The sequence below is a fragment of the Photorhabdus sp. HUG-39 genome (assembly GCF_963878365.1).
GTDB lineage: Bacteria > Pseudomonadota > Gammaproteobacteria > Enterobacterales > Enterobacteriaceae > Photorhabdus > Photorhabdus kayaii.
Genome location: NZ_CAWNWY010000004.1, coordinates 97,129 through 113,165 on the forward strand (window position 1 = coordinate 97,129; position 16,037 = coordinate 113,165).

The window sequence follows — 16,037 nt, forward strand, 5'->3', positions numbered from 1 at the left end:
TCACTCACGGTGATAGCCAAAACATAAGAGTGAACATGAAATCAAATACAAGGTAAATTTACTTTCACACCAAATCAGAGGAATTAAGTGTTGGAGCTTAAACAATTACGCTATTTTATTGCCGTAGCAGAAACTTTGAATTTCCGGCGCGCAGCGGAACGCTTACACATTACACAACCCCCTTTAAGCCAAAGTATTAAATCTCTTGAATCTTCTTTGAATGTGAAGTTGTTTCACCGAAATACTCATGGCGTCCAACTAACCAAAGCGGGCGAAGTCTTTTTAGATGAGGCCTTAAGAGTTTTGGCGACAGCCCAACATAGCATCAATAGAGTCAGACAGGCAGAAACCGGAGAAATCGGTATCTTGCGCATCGGATATTCTGCCAGTTCAATCTTTTCATCTGCTTTAACCTCTGCTTTATCTGTTTTGCTGAAGGAACGTCCCAAGCTTGAATTACAGCTCTGCGAAGGTAATGCATTTACGCATTTGACCGCTTTACGCTCAAGGAATCTCGATGCAGCAATACTTAGAGCTGATTTAAGTAATGAATCGGTTAAAGGGTTAAGGATTCTTTATTTAGGAATGGAACCACTTTATGTGCTACTACCTGAGGGGCACTTTCTAGCCTCTGCAAAAGGAATTAAACTTCATGAACTACAAGGAGAACGATTGCTTTTACAACCAGCCAGTCACAGGACTTTTTTACGGCGCCAAATAGAGTCATTATCAGAAAAAACGGGCTTTTCACTATCTCATTTTCTTGAAGTGCCCAATATTGCCAATATGATTTGCTTTGTTTCCGCTAACCTTGGTGTAGCAATCCTACCTGCCAGTGTAGCGAAAATTGCTCACGGCTTGGTAGCGATTCCTCTTCTGGAAACAGGAGCAACACAATCCTTAATGCTCGTCAGTGTACAGGGAAATTCTTTGGCAGAACATTTAGACAAAATATTCCGAAAATTGGCGATAAATTCAGAAAAACAACAGAAATAAAGTTAAATATTCTGCAAAAATATTTCCCCTACTACCATTAATAGTTATATCCCCAATTACATTAGTAACAAAATTGAACAGTAGTGGAAAATTTGAATTATGCATTACAGCAGAACACAACAACAATACTGCGCCAACTGCATAGCTGGCGCAGGATCTTGCTAATTTATCCCTACACCGCCGGGAAAACGGGTAACAGCAAATAGAGTTTAATCACAATCGCATTAACGATATCGATAAAGAATGCCCCGACCATCGGCACCACCAGAAACGCCACATGGGATGGCCCGAAGCGATCGGTAATCGCCTGCATGTTCGCAATGGCGGTAGGTGTCGCCCCTAAACCGAAACCACAGTGACCCGCCGCCAGCACCGCAGCATCATAGTTTTTACCCATCACCCGATAAGTGACAAAAATCGCATACAACGCCATGACGATGGCTTGGATGGTGAGAATGACCAGCATGGGTAATGCCAGCGATGCCATCTGCCACAATTTCAGGCTCATTAATGCCATTGCCAGAAACAGGGAAAGACTCACGTTACCCAATACAGAAACCGCTCGGTCAAAGACCCGGTAGAAACCTAACACCGACAGACTGTTACTGAGGATAACCCCGATAAATAACACACAGACGAACGTCGGTAATTCAAACCATGTACCTTGCAGAAGTTCAGATACAAAATTACCTGCCATCAGACAGATAGCGATCAAGGCGATCGTTTCCAGCATCACCAGTGCTGTGATCATCCGCCCGGTATAAGGTTTTTCAAATGCCGTTGGCACTTCGGTATCATCGGCCCTTAGCCCCGGGGTTTTTGTGTTTCTCACCAGAAAACGGGCAACCGGTCCACCAATCAAACCACCCAGTACTAAACCGAAAGTCGCACAAGCCATTGCCACTTCTGTTGCATTTTCAAAACCATAACGCTCACTAAACAGTTTACCCCAAGCAGCACCCGTACCGTGACCACCAGACAGCGTAACAGAACCCGCCAGTAAGCCCATTAATGGGTCCAGACCTAACAGTTCAGCCAGGGCGATACCCACCGTGTTCTGAACCAGCAACAAGCCAACAACGACGAAGACAAACGTGAACAGAACCTTACCACCCGCTTTCAGGCTAGCAAGATTAGCATTCAAGCCGATAGTGGCGAAGAAAGTTAACATCAAAGGGTCTTTAAGAGATAAATCAAAGTTGATTTCCCAGCCTGTTGTTTGTTTAACAGCTAAAAGAATCAGAGCAACTAACAGACCACCGGCGACCGGCTCAGGAATGGTGTATTTTTCAAGAAATGGGACTGATTGTACAAGTTTGCGCCCAAGTAATAGTACTAATGCGGACGCCACAAGCGTGCCATAAACATCAAGATGATACATCTATGTACCCCAACTATATTGTTAAAATTATGTAAGTTATTACGACGTTATACTCATCCTTTAGAAAACGCCAAAAGCAGGCAACGCTGGATTAGAAAAAAAATCTGCAACAAACACAAGTTAAAACATATAAAAATGTGACCAGGGCGAATCATGGCAACGAACAGAGTTTTTACGCAAACGATTGCTTTACGCAGTCGATCATTAAATGCGTTCTTTGTCAGTCTGGAATTTCACACCATGCTCACCTCATCCGAACCTCTTAATCTGGTGTTTCCTCAGGAGAAGTCATCTTTCTACAAATCTGATATCGGGTTACACATAATCAACTCATCACGCACGTATATTTCATCATCGTGCGTGATGATGATTTATCTCCTAGCGGTTGGAAGGCCAAATAAAATCGTTACCAACCCAACCATCGAGATCGTATTCACTCATACACTGCTCAGCAAACCCTTTCAATTGATCCACTAAGCCCGTGGCTTGGGAAGCCAATAACACATCGATTCTGATAGCTTCGTGGTTGCCGGAATAATTGCGCTCGTATAATTCATGCCTGCCAGCGAATTCCGTACCGATAGAGTCCCAAATCAGTTTCATGAGCTTGACTCGCTCAACTGCACTGTAACCATTGGAGCCACGCATGTATTTATCAAGATAAGGAGACAGTTCCGGGTTGGAAAAATCGCGGGCATGAGAATTAATATAAATCAAGGAACTACCTAGATCCTGTTCAATAATTTCTTTTACCCGCGGGTAACCCAGCGTCATAAACCAACGATAAGCTATCCCATACTCGTATCGAGGCAATAGGGCATCTCCACTCCAAGGCTCCGGGGATTTAATCATCGCATCACTGAGCGCCCAAAACATATTACGCCATGACAATACTTCACCAACCCGTGCTTGCACGCCACGAAAATCCTTCGTACCCGTAGCTTCAACACCCTTAATAAGTAACCCAGAAAGAAAATCAAGTTTAACCGCCAGTCGAGTCACACCATGCAACATAGCCCGATGAAAATAACCCGATTCAGCAAAAAATAACGAAACTTTATCTACATCTCCATAGATAAATATGTTTTCCCAAGGAACCTTCACTTTATCCAGAATCATTATCGTATCGTTCTCATCAAATCGGGACGAGAGCGGATAATCAAAAGGGCTGCCCATTTTATCAGCCGCCATGGCGTAAGAGGGACGACAAATTAATTTCACTCCCGGGGTATTCATCGGCAAGGTAAAGACCAACGCAAATTCCCGTTTCTTTATTGGTAAACCGTAATGACCAATAAAGTTGTAGTGACTAATCGCCGATCCTGTGGCAACAACTTTAGCGCCGCTGACAATTAATCCATCATCACACTCTTTTTCAACATGAATACAAATATCCCCAATTTCATCAGGTGATAAATGACGATCTATTGGCGGATTAATAATCGAATGATTCCAGTAAAACACGCTTTCTTGCGAACGGATATACCAGTTTTTTGCATTATCAGCAAAATCACCATAAATTTCCGGTTTTACGCCGAGCGAGGTAAGAAACGAAGCCTTATAATCAGGGCTTCTACCCAACCAGCCATAACTCATGCGAGCCCACGCGGCAATAGCATCACGATCAGCAATTAAATCCTGCTGTGAGCGCGGTATACGGAAAAAAGGATGTGTCACACCACAACTCCCCGTATCTGTCGCCGTAGTCAGTACGTCACGATAAGCAGGATCGTGCAAAGCGTCGTAGAGTTTCGCAACAGCTCGGGCCGGATTTTGAAAAGCAGGATGGTTAACAACATCGTGAATGCGTTCACCATAAGCCCAGACTTCCCGGCCATCATTTAGCCCATCCAGAAATTCCTTTCCATTAAGTGGGCGGGTTGTGCGGATATTACCTTCATCCGACGATTTTTGTTTCATATTTTCTGACATAGTAGATTCCTTACATTATTTATTTACCAGAAGATGGGTGAAAATAAACTATGCAGTGTTATACCCGTTATCTTTCAAGTTGCCTCTTTGTTGGCTGCACTCGCTCACCCCGGTCACATAGTTACCTATGCTCCCGGGGATTCGCGCCCTTGCCGTCGCGATGCATCTTGAAATCCATAAGGTATATTTCAAGCATCAATCAAATTGAGAAAGGAATAGAAAGGAATGACGAAAAAATATCATTATTCCATTTATAGCCATCCATTAATACATTAATTCATTCGGATGTCATTGGCTATATTGTCATGCAATAAAATATAGATTTAATAATTATATTAATCACACAATATAATTATTAACAAATTCATAAAAATATTCCAAATAATTAATAAAACTTAGCACGAAAAACAAAAATACAATTAATTAAAGATTAATCTCCGAAGTTTATTTTAATAGAATAAAACGATAACGAATAATTCATTACTTTTTCATTTCATACCCTGAAATTATTAGAAATAACAACTAATATAGTGACTTGTTGATATTTTTATTGTTAAATTATACAAAGGAAGCTATAAGCCGATTGGAGTCTGATGATGAAATGGTTAGGAAAATCGCTGGTTACCCTGTTATTACTGGTAATACTGGCAGTAATCACGGTTTATGTCGTGATGCAGACAAACTGGGGAACACATCAGCTTAGTCAATGGCTGAGTCATCACAGCCGTTATCAGGTTCAAATAGGTAATATCGAACATAACTGGTCACAACCGGGCACCCTGACATTTTCCAATATTGTCATTAGCAATCAGCAACAGACTTTCATTTTAGCGGCTCAAGTTGTCGCATTCGATTTCAACTGGCAGCAACTTACTTCCCCGCGCCATTTTCATCGTCTGTTATTGCAACAGGGCCAATTAACAATCAAAGGCCAGCAGCAATCCTTACCTTTTAGCGCCAACATTCTGCAACTTAATCAGATGGCTATTCAGTCAGAAAATGCAAGCTGGCAAATTCAAGGGCAAAACATCACTGGCGGTATCACTCCCTGGAACCCACAATCAAATACGTTGGCAGGGAATGGGGAATTTCAATTCAGCGCTGATAAACTGAATTTCAATGATATTTCTCTCGAAAAAGTCATTATACGAGGAAATAACCAGCAAAATACCCTCACTCTCCGTTCATTTGGTGCAACATTGGCACAGGGTTCGGTATCAGGTAATGGGCAACGTCTGCCTGATGGTAGCTGGCAGTGGGATAATTTACTTATCAGCAATATTCGTTGGCAAACGCCAATGACACTTGAGGAGTTATTGCGAAAAACGAACAAATTACCCGCAATCAGTATCAAAGATCTGAGTCTCACTAATGCCAAACTGGAAGGTAAAAACTGGTCTGCTAACTATCTGGATGTCTCAGTAAAAAATGTCGGGTTGACTAACGGGAGCTGGCAGGCAAAAGAGGGCATCATTGATTTCAACGTTATGGATATTACACTGAATGATCTTCATTTCACCGATGTTATTGGTCACCTTCTTCTTGCAGACAATGAACTCACTATTTCCAATCTCACTTCCCGTTGGGAAAAGGGGTTATTCCACGTCAAAGGGCAATGGAATCACCAAACAAAACAATTCAACATCACCAATGCTACGGTTGCCGGTTTAACTTATACCTTGCCACAAAACTGGCATCAGTTGCTGAAAAAATCATTGCCTAAATGGATATCGCGATTTTCCATTAACGAGCTGACAATTAACAACAGCTTACTGATTGATATTAACCCCGATTTTCCATTCCAGCTTACTGCCCTCAGTGGTTATATCTATGACATGGAATTACTGAAAGAAGGGAAATGGGGAATCTGGCATGGCTCTTCGAATCTAAGTGCCACTAGCGCAACATTTAACAAAGTTGAATTACGTCGCCCTTACCTTAAATTACATACAGAAGGAGATACACTGATCCTCGATCAATTAGATGCTTCTGTTGATAACGGATTACTGAAAGTGAAGGGTACAGTAGATCAACAGGTACAGAAGCCATTTACTTTAGATTTCCGGGGAATAGATGCAGATTTAACGATTTTGCCTCAATGGCGGTGGGTGCCGTTGAAATTACAGGGTAAAGGCAATTTCACGCTGTTAATACAGGGAGATCTTGCTGCTGATAATATTAAAAGTTCTATCGATGGTTCATTGACTGCCACGGATAAACAATCAGGTAGCGAAACTCAAGTCATTGATAAGGGGAAAATATCCACACCAAACTGTGAAACTTGTCCGGTTGTTAAGCTATAGTAACGAATATTCGGGTACCTATGTGACCGGGGTGAGCGAGTGCAGCCAACAAAGAGACAACTTGAAAGATGACGGGTATAATAGTTATTTGCTATTTCAATCCGTTAATAAAATCTCCGAACAGTATCAGCCGAAAAACCGCATTAATATCGGTGACATTAAAAACGCAATTAAATTTTACCAATGAAGTTGTAACAAGGTATAAAAAATGACGTGTATACTGCCTGAATCCATTGAAAACAAACTGCAAAATTATGACCGTATTGTTGTCGGTGGCATCATCAGAGACCAAAATAGTCATATTCTGTTCTTACAACGAGCTCCTGATGAATCCCCGCCAAATCTCTGGGAAATTCCTTCTGGCGGTGTAGAAAAAGGAGAAAATCTATTACAAACACTATCTCGTGCCCCCCCAGTGGCATATTTAATGCCACTGAGAAATCTAAGCGATAGCCGTATAAGCATTTGGCAATACCATATAGGTACCCGTAAATACCGCACCGATTCCCTGATCACCACTAACAATCACATCCAACTTCACTCTCGCTTTACTACCTTGTGCCAAACGAGCCAAATCGCCGCTCATATTTTTAAGATCGGCAACAGATTTTGGCCTGCCAACAACCGGTTTTTTGTAACGGATATCGGCATCAGCCAGAATGATATCACCACCTAGTTGACGTTCCTGCAACAACAGCCAAATCAATCCCCAACCGGTCAGGGTTGCCAGAGAAAACAGACTGCCAGCAAAGATAGTTTGGTGAGGATTTTGATTCCCGGCTTCCGGCATGGTGGTAATAAAGCTCTGACCGGTATATTGAGAAATTCGTACCCCCATTTTTTCACTGAGGGGAATATGTTTGTACCAAGCCTGTTGCAGTTCGTTGCACCAATCTGGCCGGTGAAGAATATCATCAAGTGTTGCAACCGGCTTTATCATCAGAAAATGGCGAATGGGTGTCGTTTGTGGGCTAGCAATTAGCCCACGGTTTTCAAACCCCAATTTACTGAAAAACTCCACCGCATGTTCACGAGCACTGCATACTACCCGTTTAACACCCTCCTGGCGGGCAACAGATTCCAAGGCCATTGCGATTAATTTTCCTAACCCTCTACCTTGCATGTTGGGATGCACTGCCAGAAAGCGGATTGCCCCTTCACTATCCGCATTGATATATAAACGCCCTACCGCCACCGGGTTCCCTTTCTCATCCACAACCATCTGGTGATGAGCCATCGTGTCGTAACCGTCTTTCTCAGAGCCTACAGGTTGATGCAGTGGCTTACGCAACATTTCCCAACGAAATCGATAATATGCTTCCAGTTCTTGTTCTGTTTCAGGTACTCGCAGATGATACATAGAAACTGCCCCTTTCTTTTGATCATGATGTTTAATCGGGGATGGTTGCGTTCTACTGGCTATTTTTGGTTGCTAGACCTGCAACCAGAAAGTGACTGGCCCATCGTTTGTCAGGCTGACTTTCATATCGGCCGCAAACCGCCCGATTTCTGTTTTTACACCACTTTGGCGGCATAGTTCAACAAAATAGCGATATAGTTCATCGGCCTTATCTGGGGCAGCACCACCGGAAAAACTGGGTCGCATGCCCTTTTGAGTATCGGCAGCCAGTGTAAACTGGGAGACAACTAGCAAACTGCCTCCGATTTGTTGGACGTTCAAGTTCATTTTGTCCTGTTCATCACTGAATATCCGATACCCTATCACCTTCTCACACAACCGTTTTGCCTTCTGTTGATCATCTCCTTTCTCAACACCTAGCAACACCAGCAGGCCGTGACCAATTTCCCCAACAACTTCGTTCTTAACAACAACATTTGCCTGTGTTACCCGCTGGATTAACGCGATCATATTTTTCCTTTACTCAAATAGTAGCATCAGCACACTATCCTCTATTATCCGTTCAATCCCTCATTTTGTTCAGAAAAACCGATTGCTTCGAAATAATCTGGCACTGTCTGCCTATCAACAACATGAATGCTATTGATCCCTAACGCCCTGGCCGCTTCCACATTTTCCAGCACATCGTCAAAAAACACCGCCTGATCCGGTGAAAAACCTTCTGTTTCAAGCACATATTTGAAAATATCAGGTTCAGGTTTACGCATTGCCAAATCCTGCGATAAATAGAGGTAATCAGCGGATGCCGCAATCTCAGGATAATTATGCGGCCAGTAATCCAGGTGCAAACGGTTCGTGTTGGATAACACGACAACCCGATGTCCCGCCTCACGCAATTTTTTCATTATCTGAATGACTTCAGGTCGAATATTAATAAAGATAGCATGCCATCCAGCAGCAAACTGCTCAAAACTGAGTGAAATATTCATTTCCTGGCATAAAGTATCAGCGAATTCCAGATCAGTAATTTGACCACGCTCATGTTTTTCAAACGTTTCTCCCATAGAGAAACTTTTAGTCAAAGTCGCAAGAGGTGTCCCGCTCAAATTACTCCATACCGCTAAAACTCTTTTAAAATCAATCTCAATAATCACATTACCCATATCGAAGATATATAACATAATTACCCCCTGGCTAATTAATAACTTTTTACTTTAATCGTATTTTCAATGAGAAAACAGTACGGACAAGTAAAAAGCGAATCACTTCACGGTATTTTTCTTACGAAACGATAAAGTAGCATCCAGATTAAAAAAGTCGAGTAAGGTGTTATAGTTATGTTGTGGTTCCTCCTCTGTATCGGCCTTCTTCTGGCTGGATATTTCATATATGGCAAGATTGTCGAAAAGATATTCACTATTCGACCAGAAAGAAAAACCCCCGCTCTTTCTATGGCTGATGGTGTTGATTACGTTGCTATGTCCACCCCAAAAGTTTGGTTAATTCAGTTACTAAATATTGCCGGCGTTGGTCCTATTTTCGGCCCAATTCTTGGTGCCCTCTATGGCCCGCTTGCCATGCTGTGGATTGTATTAGGCTGTATCTTTGCCGGTGCAGTACACGATTACTTCTCCGGTATGCTCAGTGTGCGTGCCCACGGTGCATCCGTGCCCGTTATCGTTGGTAACGAACTGGGCAAAGCGATGAAGCATTTCATGAACATATTTGCGGTTATTCTGCTGATGCTAGTTGGAGTCGTCTTTGTTTTGAGTCCAGCCGGCTTACTGAATAACTTGCTGAAAGAGGCAATGGGTTGGGATAACATTGCTATCTGGGTCGGTGTTATCTTTGCTTACTATATTCTCGCAACGCTGGTGCCTATTGATAAAATCATCGGTCGCCTTTACCCACTGTTTGGTGCATTGCTGCTGTTTATGTCTGTTGCGCTGATGGTCGGTTTAGCGATGAGCGATAAGCCTTTCTATTCACAAGGATTGGATTTTACCACTAACTTTAATCCGAAAGATCTGCCGGTCTGGCCATTGCTGTTTGTCACGATTGCCTGTGGCGCTATTTCTGGTTTCCACGCCACTCAATCTCCACTGATGGCACGTTGCATGCAGAATGAAAAAAATGGCCGTTTCGTTTTCTACGGTGCAATGATTGGTGAAGGTATTATCGCACTAATCTGGTGTACATTGGGCCTGAGCTTCTATGAAGATACTAACGCATTACAGGCCGTGATTGATCAAGGTACAGCCTCTCTGGTTGTTCACGAAGTGTCCACGTCTCTGTTAGGTACTGTCGGCGGTATTCTGGCAATCCTCGGTGTGGTGATTTTGCCAATTACTTCTGGCGATACCGCATTCCGTTCTGCCCGGCTTATTATTGCTGAATTCCTGAATATCCCTCAGCAACAAATGACCAAACGTCTGTTATTAAGTGTGCCAATGTTTATTGTCGGTTATCTGATTACAAAAACCGATTTCAATATCATCTGGCGTTATTTCGGTTGGGCGAACCAAACCACAGCAATGGTCATGTTATGGGCTGCTTCCGCATGGCTGCTGCGCCGTAATAAATTCCATTGGATTACCACCCTACCAGCCATGTTTATGACCGCGGTGTGCTTTACCTATCTGGCATTTGCACCAGAAGGTTTTGCGCTAAACTGGAATATCTCTGTTGTTATCGGCCTGGCAGCAATGGCGGTTGTCACAATTGCTTTCTTTGCAAAAGTCCGCGCCCAATCAGCTTCCGATAATATAAAAGCCAAAGCATTAAATGAGTAAAAACCCAAGATAGAAATTAAATATCACAACAACCCCTCACGATAAAAAGTTGAGGGGTTTTTATTGCCCATGATAAGAAACACTTATTCCTCCTGAAAATATCAGGCGAGATATCACATGGATATTGATAATTTAAGCGTTACAGCCAGAACAATGAGTGTCTACATATTGCAAGTTATGCCAAGCTCACGGCTCATTATCGTGAAAAACAATGAAAAGGAATTCATCTGGGTAAAGGATTAATTGTAGAAAATTGGGAAGTTTCCAGGCAAAGATACGATTTGTCGTTTTTAATCGTTTCCTGCTTAACTATTAAATAAAAAAACAACTCATTGAAACTCTCGCCAAATGATAATCACGCTAATCCTGCTGAATGGTGGCAAACATAAACAAGATTGACTACAATTGTTATTAGCAGCACACTACGTATAGTGTGTTAAATCATACACCACTCGAATACTAAAACTTTGCTTTAATAAATGTAGGTTTGTACGTTTTTAAATGCGATACCAAAGAGAGCAACGCCCATTAATGGCACCAAAGCTTTTCTTTTAATGGACAACCTATCTTTGAATAATTGATCGCTTGTATCGAAGTAAACGATCCTAAACTGAGTTCGATAAATTCCCTACCCTAAAGAAAGCAATCTACTACTGGGAAAGGTCTTAAATGTTTTTAGAAAACTGGAGAATCAACCATGTATATGTTTTTGCCTTTTTTACTCGCATTATTTGCGGTTATCACCACCCTATATGGAAAGTATAAAACGAGTTATACCCTATGGGGTCTTCTTTCAGTGACGACTGTAGCTTGGTTTATCCATCATGCAACTGATTCGTTAAATCTATCTTTTTAACGGGAGACAATCTGATGAATCAGGTATTAGCAACAAAACAACAGATCAGCTTCGGCATGATATTTAACCTCATTGGGTTATTTGCTATCAGTGCTGTTCTAACCCTTGCTTTCTATTATCAATTGGTCCTTTCCGAACTCCCTTGTCCGTTATGTCTGCTACAGCGAGCAGGCATGATCATGATAGGGTTTGGTTTCCTGTTTAATCTGCGTTTTGGTATCAAAAGTGCGCACTATGGCTTATCACTTATCGGCTGTGTCGTGACTGGCATTGTTGCGATCCGACAAGTATTTTTACATATCACACCCGGTGATCTCGGTTATGGTTCCGCGCTTTTTGGTATACATTTCTATACTTGGGCCCTTATCTGCTCAGTTATCGCGATTATCGGCATATCAGTCATGCTGATATTGAAAAGCCTGGAAAAAACAACCGAAGAAAAGCAAAAGACGTCTGCCATCGGTCAGATTATTATCGGATTATTTGTCATATTAATTACCGCAAATTTAATCTCCACTATTTTGGAGTGTGGCGGTGGGCAGTGTGATGACAACCCAACGTTCTATCAATTGCTCGGTAAATAATCTTCGATTTGTTCAATTTGAACAGACAAGTCCCAGAAAACTCAGGGCGCCATTGGCGCCCTAAGCATTGGTATTGCAGGAAAGATTATGCTTCTTTACTGCGATACGCACGACGGCGTTCGTTTTCCGTCAAATGGCGTTTACGCAGACGAATAGATACCGGGGTCACTTCCACCAGCTCGTCATCATCAATAAACTCCAAAGCCTGCTCCAGGGTTTTCTTAATATGTGGAGACAGGGTTGTCGCTTCGTCAGTACCAGATGCACGGACGTTAGTCAGTTTCTTACCTGTCAGACAGTTAACTGTCAGGTCATTAGAACGAGAATGAATACCGATCACCTGGCCTTCATACACTTCTGCACCATGACCAAGGAACAACTTACCGCGATCCTGTAAGCTGTAAAGTGCATAAGCAACCGCTTTACCCTGACCATTGGAAATCATCACACCGTTCTGACGGCGACCGATTTCACCCGGACGAATATCATCATAGTGGCTGAATGTTGCATACAGCAGACCGGTACCGGAGGTCATCGTCATGAACTCAGTACGAAAGCCAATCAGACCACGGCTTGGAATAATATAATCAAGGCGCACACGACCTTTACCGTCTGGTAACATATCGCGCAGATCTGCTTTACGCTCACCCAAAGCCTGCATCACATCTCCCTGATGCTGCTCTTCAATATCCAGCGTTACTTGCTCGAAGGGTTCTTGCTTACGACCATCGATCTCACGGAAGATAACTTTCGGACGGGATACCGCCAGTTCAAAACCTTCACGGCGCATGTTCTCAATCAGAACAGATAAGTGCAATTCACCACGGCCAGAAACACGGAACGCATCCGGATCTTCGGTTTCTTCGACACGCAGGGCGACATTGTGAACCAGCTCTTTCTTTAGACGCTCAAGGATTTGACGTGAGGTGACATATTTACCTTCACGTCCACAGAAAGGGGAGGTGTTAACACAGAAATACATGCTTACCGTCGGCTCATCAACAGCCAACGGTGGCAGCGCTTCAACAGCATTAGTATCACACAGCGTATCGGAAATATTCAGCTCACCCAAGCCGGTAATCGCAACGATGTCGCCCGCTTCCGCTTGCTCACTCTCAATACGCTCCAACCCTAGATGGCCCAGTACCTTACCGATTTTGCCGTTCCGGGTTTTACCTTCACTATCAATAATTGTGACGTTCTGGTTTGGCTTAACAGTACCGCGCTTAATACGGCCAATCCCGATAACACCAACATAATTGTTATAGTCCAGCTGAGAAATCTGCATCTGGAATGAACCATTAAGGTCAACTTTCGGTGGCTCTACATGATCGACAATCGCCTGATACAACGGCGTCATATCTTCCGCCATATCATCATGATCGGTACCGGCAATTCCCATCAATGCCGATGCATAGATAATGGGGAAGTCCAGTTGCTCATCAGTCGCACCCAGATTGACAAACAGGTCAAACACCTGATCCACAACCCAATCAGGGCGTGCACCAGGACGGTCAACTTTGTTAATGACCACAATCGGTTTCAAACCATGAGCGAACGCTTTCTGTGTCACAAAACGGGTCTGAGGCATTGGCCCGTCCATAGCATCGACCAGCAATAGTACACTGTCAACCATGGACATAACACGTTCTACTTCACCGCCGAAATCGGCATGTCCCGGAGTGTCTACGATATTAATACGGTAGTCATTCCATTTAATGGCGGTATTTTTTGCGAGAATAGTAATTCCCCGCTCTTTCTCCAAATCATTGGAGTCCATCACACGTTCTGTCGCTGTCGCACGGTCACCGAAAGTACCGGATTGTTGCAGCAGCTTGTCAACCAGGGTAGTTTTACCGTGGTCAACGTGCGCGATGATGGCGATATTACGCAATTTTTCGATCACAAACTTTGCCTCAGGCATTTTATAAATGGCGCGCTATTGTACACACATTGGTCGAAGGACTAAACAGGATCACAATAATCTATGCTTAACAACTTGATAACAATGAAATTGTGATCCCTTTCACGCCCATAAACAGACGCACTTTCGGCACAAATGCACTAATATTGTGCTTCGCAGTAACATAATTGCACCAATTTAGTGCAACATTCCCAAATATCAAGCTATCCCATCACGGGTATACTCACAACACAGTATATGGCAAGGCGTTAAAAAGTTGGCACGCTTTTCGCAAATGCTTTCGTGATTGAATTGATTTTCACAACTATAAGTTTGCAAACGTGTAAAGTAAAACGATGTGACTGTGTTTTCTTTAGTCTTAACCACGACCATTTTATCAAGACCGACACAAACCAGGAGAAACCAAGTATGTCCGTTGAACATGTTTTAACCATGATTGAAGAGCATCAGGTGAAGTTTATTGATTTGCGTTTCACTGATACCAAAGGCAAAGAACAACATATGACCATTCCTGCTCATCAGGTTAATGCAGACTTCTTTGAAGATGGCAAAATGTTTGACGGATCTTCAATCAGCGGTTGGAAAGGGATTAACGAATCTGACATGGTACTGATGCCAGACTCAAGTACAGCCATGCTTGATCCCTTCTTTGACGATGCCACATTGATCCTACGTTGTGACATTCTGGAACCGGGCACCATGCAAGGTTATGATCGTGATCCCCGTTCCATCTCCAAACGTGCTGAAAACTTCCTGCGTTCAAGCGGAATTGCCGATACTGTCCTGTGTGGACCAGAACCTGAGTTTTTCCTGTTTGATGATGTGCGCTTCGGCAATGCCATGTCTCATTCTTACTATTACATCGATGATATCGAAGCTGCATGGAATTCCGGGACGCAATACGAAGGCGGTAACAAAGGCCATCGGCCTGCGGTAAAAGGCGGTTATGCTCCGCTGCCTCCTGTTGATTCTTCGCAGGATTTACGTTCAGCGATGTGCCTGACGATGGAAGAGATGGGGTTGGTTGTAGAGGCTCACCATCATGAAGTAGGAACAGCAGGCCAAAATGAAATCGCTACCCGCTTTAACACCATGACCAAAAAAGCGGACGAAACCCAGATTTACAAATACGTCGTACATAATGTCGCGCACAATTTTGGCAAAACCGCAACCTTTATGCCAAAACCACTGGTTGGTGATAATGGTTCCGGTATGCACTGCCATATGTCTCTGTCTAAAAACGGTACTAACTTGTTTGCCGGTGACAAATACGGCGGTCTATCTGAACTGGCGCTATTCTACATTGGCGGTATTATCAAACATGCTCGTGCGCTGAACGCGTTTACCAACCCGACAACCAACTCTTATAAACGTTTGGTTCCGGGCTATGAAGCACCGGTGATGCTGGCCTACTCTGCCCGTAACCGTTCGGCATCTATCCGTATTCCCGTTGTTGCCAGCACCAAAGCTCGCCGTATTGAAGTACGTTTCCCTGATCCGGCGGCTAACCCTTATCTGGCATTCGCCGCTCAATTGATGGCTGGCCTTGACGGCATCATCAATAAAATCCATCCCGGTGATGCGATGGATAAAAACCTGTATGACCTACCACCGGAAGAAGCCAAAGAGATCCCCACTGTCGCCTCTTCTCTGGATGAAGCACTGGCAGCACTGGATGCCGATCGCGAATTCTTGACCCGTGGCGGTGTTTTCACCGATGACGCCATTGATGCTTATATTGACTTAAAAAACAGTGAAATAGAGCGTGTCCGTCTGACACCACATCCACTGGAATTTGAACTCTATTACAGTGTGTAATTAGCAGCGCCGTTTCCGCTGATCATTTTTTGTTGCCGTGAAACCTTTAGCCCATCTTTGGATGGGCCCTTTTCCTACCATCTACATTTCA

14 protein-coding genes and 1 pseudogene are annotated in these 16,037 nt (G+C 43.3%); 8 read left to right on the plus strand and 7 right to left on the minus strand.

Going from position 1 to position 16,037, the window contains the following annotated elements; translation table 11 throughout:
* Positions 1-90 precede the first annotated feature (90 nt).
* Positions 91-996, plus strand: a complete 906-nt coding sequence (locus AAC155_RS04460; protein ID WP_158536488.1) for a LysR substrate-binding domain-containing protein — start codon at positions 91-93, stop codon at positions 994-996.
* A gap of 172 nt (positions 997-1,168) precedes the next feature.
* Here AAC155_RS04460 and gltS read toward each other — a convergent pair whose 3' ends face one another.
* The 3 genes from gltS to AAC155_RS04475 all read right to left on the minus strand — a co-directional run bounded on the left by gltS (position 1,169) and on the right by AAC155_RS04475 (position 4,501).
* Positions 1,169-2,377 carry a sodium/glutamate symporter gene (gltS, locus tag AAC155_RS04465; RefSeq protein ID WP_112895311.1) on the minus strand — a complete coding sequence of 403 codons (1,209 nt, stop codon included), beginning with the start codon at positions 2,375-2,377 and terminating at the stop codon, positions 1,169-1,171.
* A gap of 378 nt (positions 2,378-2,755) precedes the next feature.
* Positions 2,756-4,309 (minus strand): 4-hydroxyphenylacetate 3-hydroxylase family protein, encoded by a 1,554-nt coding sequence (locus tag AAC155_RS04470; RefSeq protein WP_113041189.1) that lies wholly within the window; start codon positions 4,307-4,309, stop codon positions 2,756-2,758.
* 48 nt (positions 4,310-4,357) lie between these two features.
* Positions 4,358-4,501 carry a hypothetical protein gene (locus AAC155_RS04475; RefSeq protein WP_158536489.1) on the minus strand — a complete coding sequence of 48 codons (144 nt, stop codon included), beginning with the start codon at positions 4,499-4,501 and terminating at the stop codon, positions 4,358-4,360.
* 401 nt (positions 4,502-4,902) lie between these two features.
* On the opposite strand from AAC155_RS04475, the gene AAC155_RS04480 reads away from it, so the two are divergent.
* The 3 genes and pseudogenes from AAC155_RS04480 to AAC155_RS04490 form a co-directional block, all read left to right on the plus strand.
* On the plus strand, positions 4,903-6,612 hold the full coding sequence (locus AAC155_RS04480; RefSeq protein WP_229015689.1) for an AsmA family protein: 1,710 nt from the start codon (positions 4,903-4,905) through the stop codon (positions 6,610-6,612).
* A 22-nt stretch (positions 6,613-6,634) separates the two neighbouring features.
* Entirely contained in the window at positions 6,635-6,799 is a 165-nt protein-coding gene (locus AAC155_RS04485; RefSeq protein WP_158536490.1) for a hypothetical protein, read from the plus strand.
* A 21-nt stretch (positions 6,800-6,820) separates the two neighbouring features.
* Positions 6,821-7,006: pseudogene (locus tag AAC155_RS04490) on the plus strand (NUDIX hydrolase); the annotation flags it as partial.
* A gap of 48 nt (positions 7,007-7,054) precedes the next feature.
* On the opposite strand, the gene fabY reads toward AAC155_RS04490, so the two are convergent.
* The 3 genes from fabY to yihX form a co-directional block, all read right to left on the minus strand.
* A complete protein-coding gene (gene fabY, locus AAC155_RS04495) occupies positions 7,055-7,972 on the minus strand; it encodes a fatty acid biosynthesis protein FabY (protein WP_112878919.1) in 918 nt (305 codons plus the stop codon).
* A 72-nt stretch (positions 7,973-8,044) separates the two neighbouring features.
* Positions 8,045-8,482 (minus strand): D-aminoacyl-tRNA deacylase, encoded by a 438-nt coding sequence (gene dtd / locus AAC155_RS04500; RefSeq protein ID WP_112878920.1) that lies wholly within the window; start codon positions 8,480-8,482, stop codon positions 8,045-8,047.
* 44 nt (positions 8,483-8,526) lie between these two features.
* Positions 8,527-9,153 (minus strand): glucose-1-phosphatase, encoded by a 627-nt coding sequence (gene yihX / locus AAC155_RS04505; protein ID WP_113041192.1) that lies wholly within the window; start codon positions 9,151-9,153, stop codon positions 8,527-8,529.
* A 156-nt stretch (positions 9,154-9,309) separates the two neighbouring features.
* On the opposite strand from yihX, the gene AAC155_RS04510 reads away from it, so the two are divergent.
* The 3 genes from AAC155_RS04510 to AAC155_RS04520 all read left to right on the plus strand — a co-directional run bounded on the left by AAC155_RS04510 (position 9,310) and on the right by AAC155_RS04520 (position 12,204).
* Positions 9,310-10,764, plus strand: coding sequence for a carbon starvation CstA family protein (locus AAC155_RS04510; RefSeq protein WP_113041193.1), 1,455 nt, complete (start codon positions 9,310-9,312; stop codon positions 10,762-10,764).
* Positions 10,765-11,467: 703 nt separating this feature from the next.
* On the plus strand, positions 11,468-11,620 hold the full coding sequence (locus AAC155_RS04515; protein WP_041380504.1) for a DUF5993 family protein: 153 nt from the start codon (positions 11,468-11,470) through the stop codon (positions 11,618-11,620).
* 14 nt (positions 11,621-11,634) lie between these two features.
* Entirely contained in the window at positions 11,635-12,204 is a 570-nt protein-coding gene (locus tag AAC155_RS04520) for a disulfide bond formation protein B (RefSeq protein ID WP_113041194.1), read from the plus strand.
* Between the two features lie 85 nt (positions 12,205-12,289).
* Here the strand turns inward: AAC155_RS04520 and typA are convergent, their stop codons facing one another.
* Entirely contained in the window at positions 12,290-14,128 is a 1,839-nt protein-coding gene (typA, locus tag AAC155_RS04525) for a ribosome-dependent GTPase TypA (protein ID WP_113041195.1), read from the minus strand.
* Positions 14,129-14,536: 408 nt separating this feature from the next.
* Here typA and glnA point away from each other — a divergent pair, with 408 nt between their 5' ends.
* Entirely contained in the window at positions 14,537-15,946 is a 1,410-nt protein-coding gene (gene glnA / locus AAC155_RS04530; protein WP_113041196.1) for a glutamate--ammonia ligase, read from the plus strand.
* Positions 15,947-16,037 lie beyond the last annotated feature (91 nt).

Coding starts and splice junctions, on each gene's coding strand:
- AAC155_RS04470 (WP_113041189.1), bottom strand. CDS start 4,309: ATGTCAGAAAATATGAAACAAAAATCGTCGGATGAAGGTAATATCCGC.
- AAC155_RS04480 (WP_229015689.1), top strand. CDS start 4,903: ATGATGAAATGGTTAGGAAAATCGCTGGTTACCCTGTTATTACTGGTA.
- typA (WP_113041195.1), bottom strand. CDS start 14,128: ATGCCTGAGGCAAAGTTTGTGATCGAAAAATTGCGTAATATCGCCATC.
- dtd (WP_112878920.1), bottom strand. CDS start 8,482: ATGATCGCGTTAATCCAGCGGGTAACACAGGCAAATGTTGTTGTTAAG.
- AAC155_RS04520 (WP_113041194.1), top strand. CDS start 11,635: ATGAATCAGGTATTAGCAACAAAACAACAGATCAGCTTCGGCATGATA.
- yihX (WP_113041192.1), bottom strand. CDS start 9,153: ATGTTATATATCTTCGATATGGGTAATGTGATTATTGAGATTGATTTT.
- gltS (WP_112895311.1), bottom strand. CDS start 2,377: ATGTATCATCTTGATGTTTATGGCACGCTTGTGGCGTCCGCATTAGTA.
- AAC155_RS04510 (WP_113041193.1), top strand. CDS start 9,310: ATGTTGTGGTTCCTCCTCTGTATCGGCCTTCTTCTGGCTGGATATTTC.
- glnA (WP_113041196.1), top strand. CDS start 14,537: ATGTCCGTTGAACATGTTTTAACCATGATTGAAGAGCATCAGGTGAAG.
- AAC155_RS04515 (WP_041380504.1), top strand. CDS start 11,468: ATGTTTTTGCCTTTTTTACTCGCATTATTTGCGGTTATCACCACCCTA.
- fabY (WP_112878919.1), bottom strand. CDS start 7,972: ATGTATCATCTGCGAGTACCTGAAACAGAACAAGAACTGGAAGCATAT.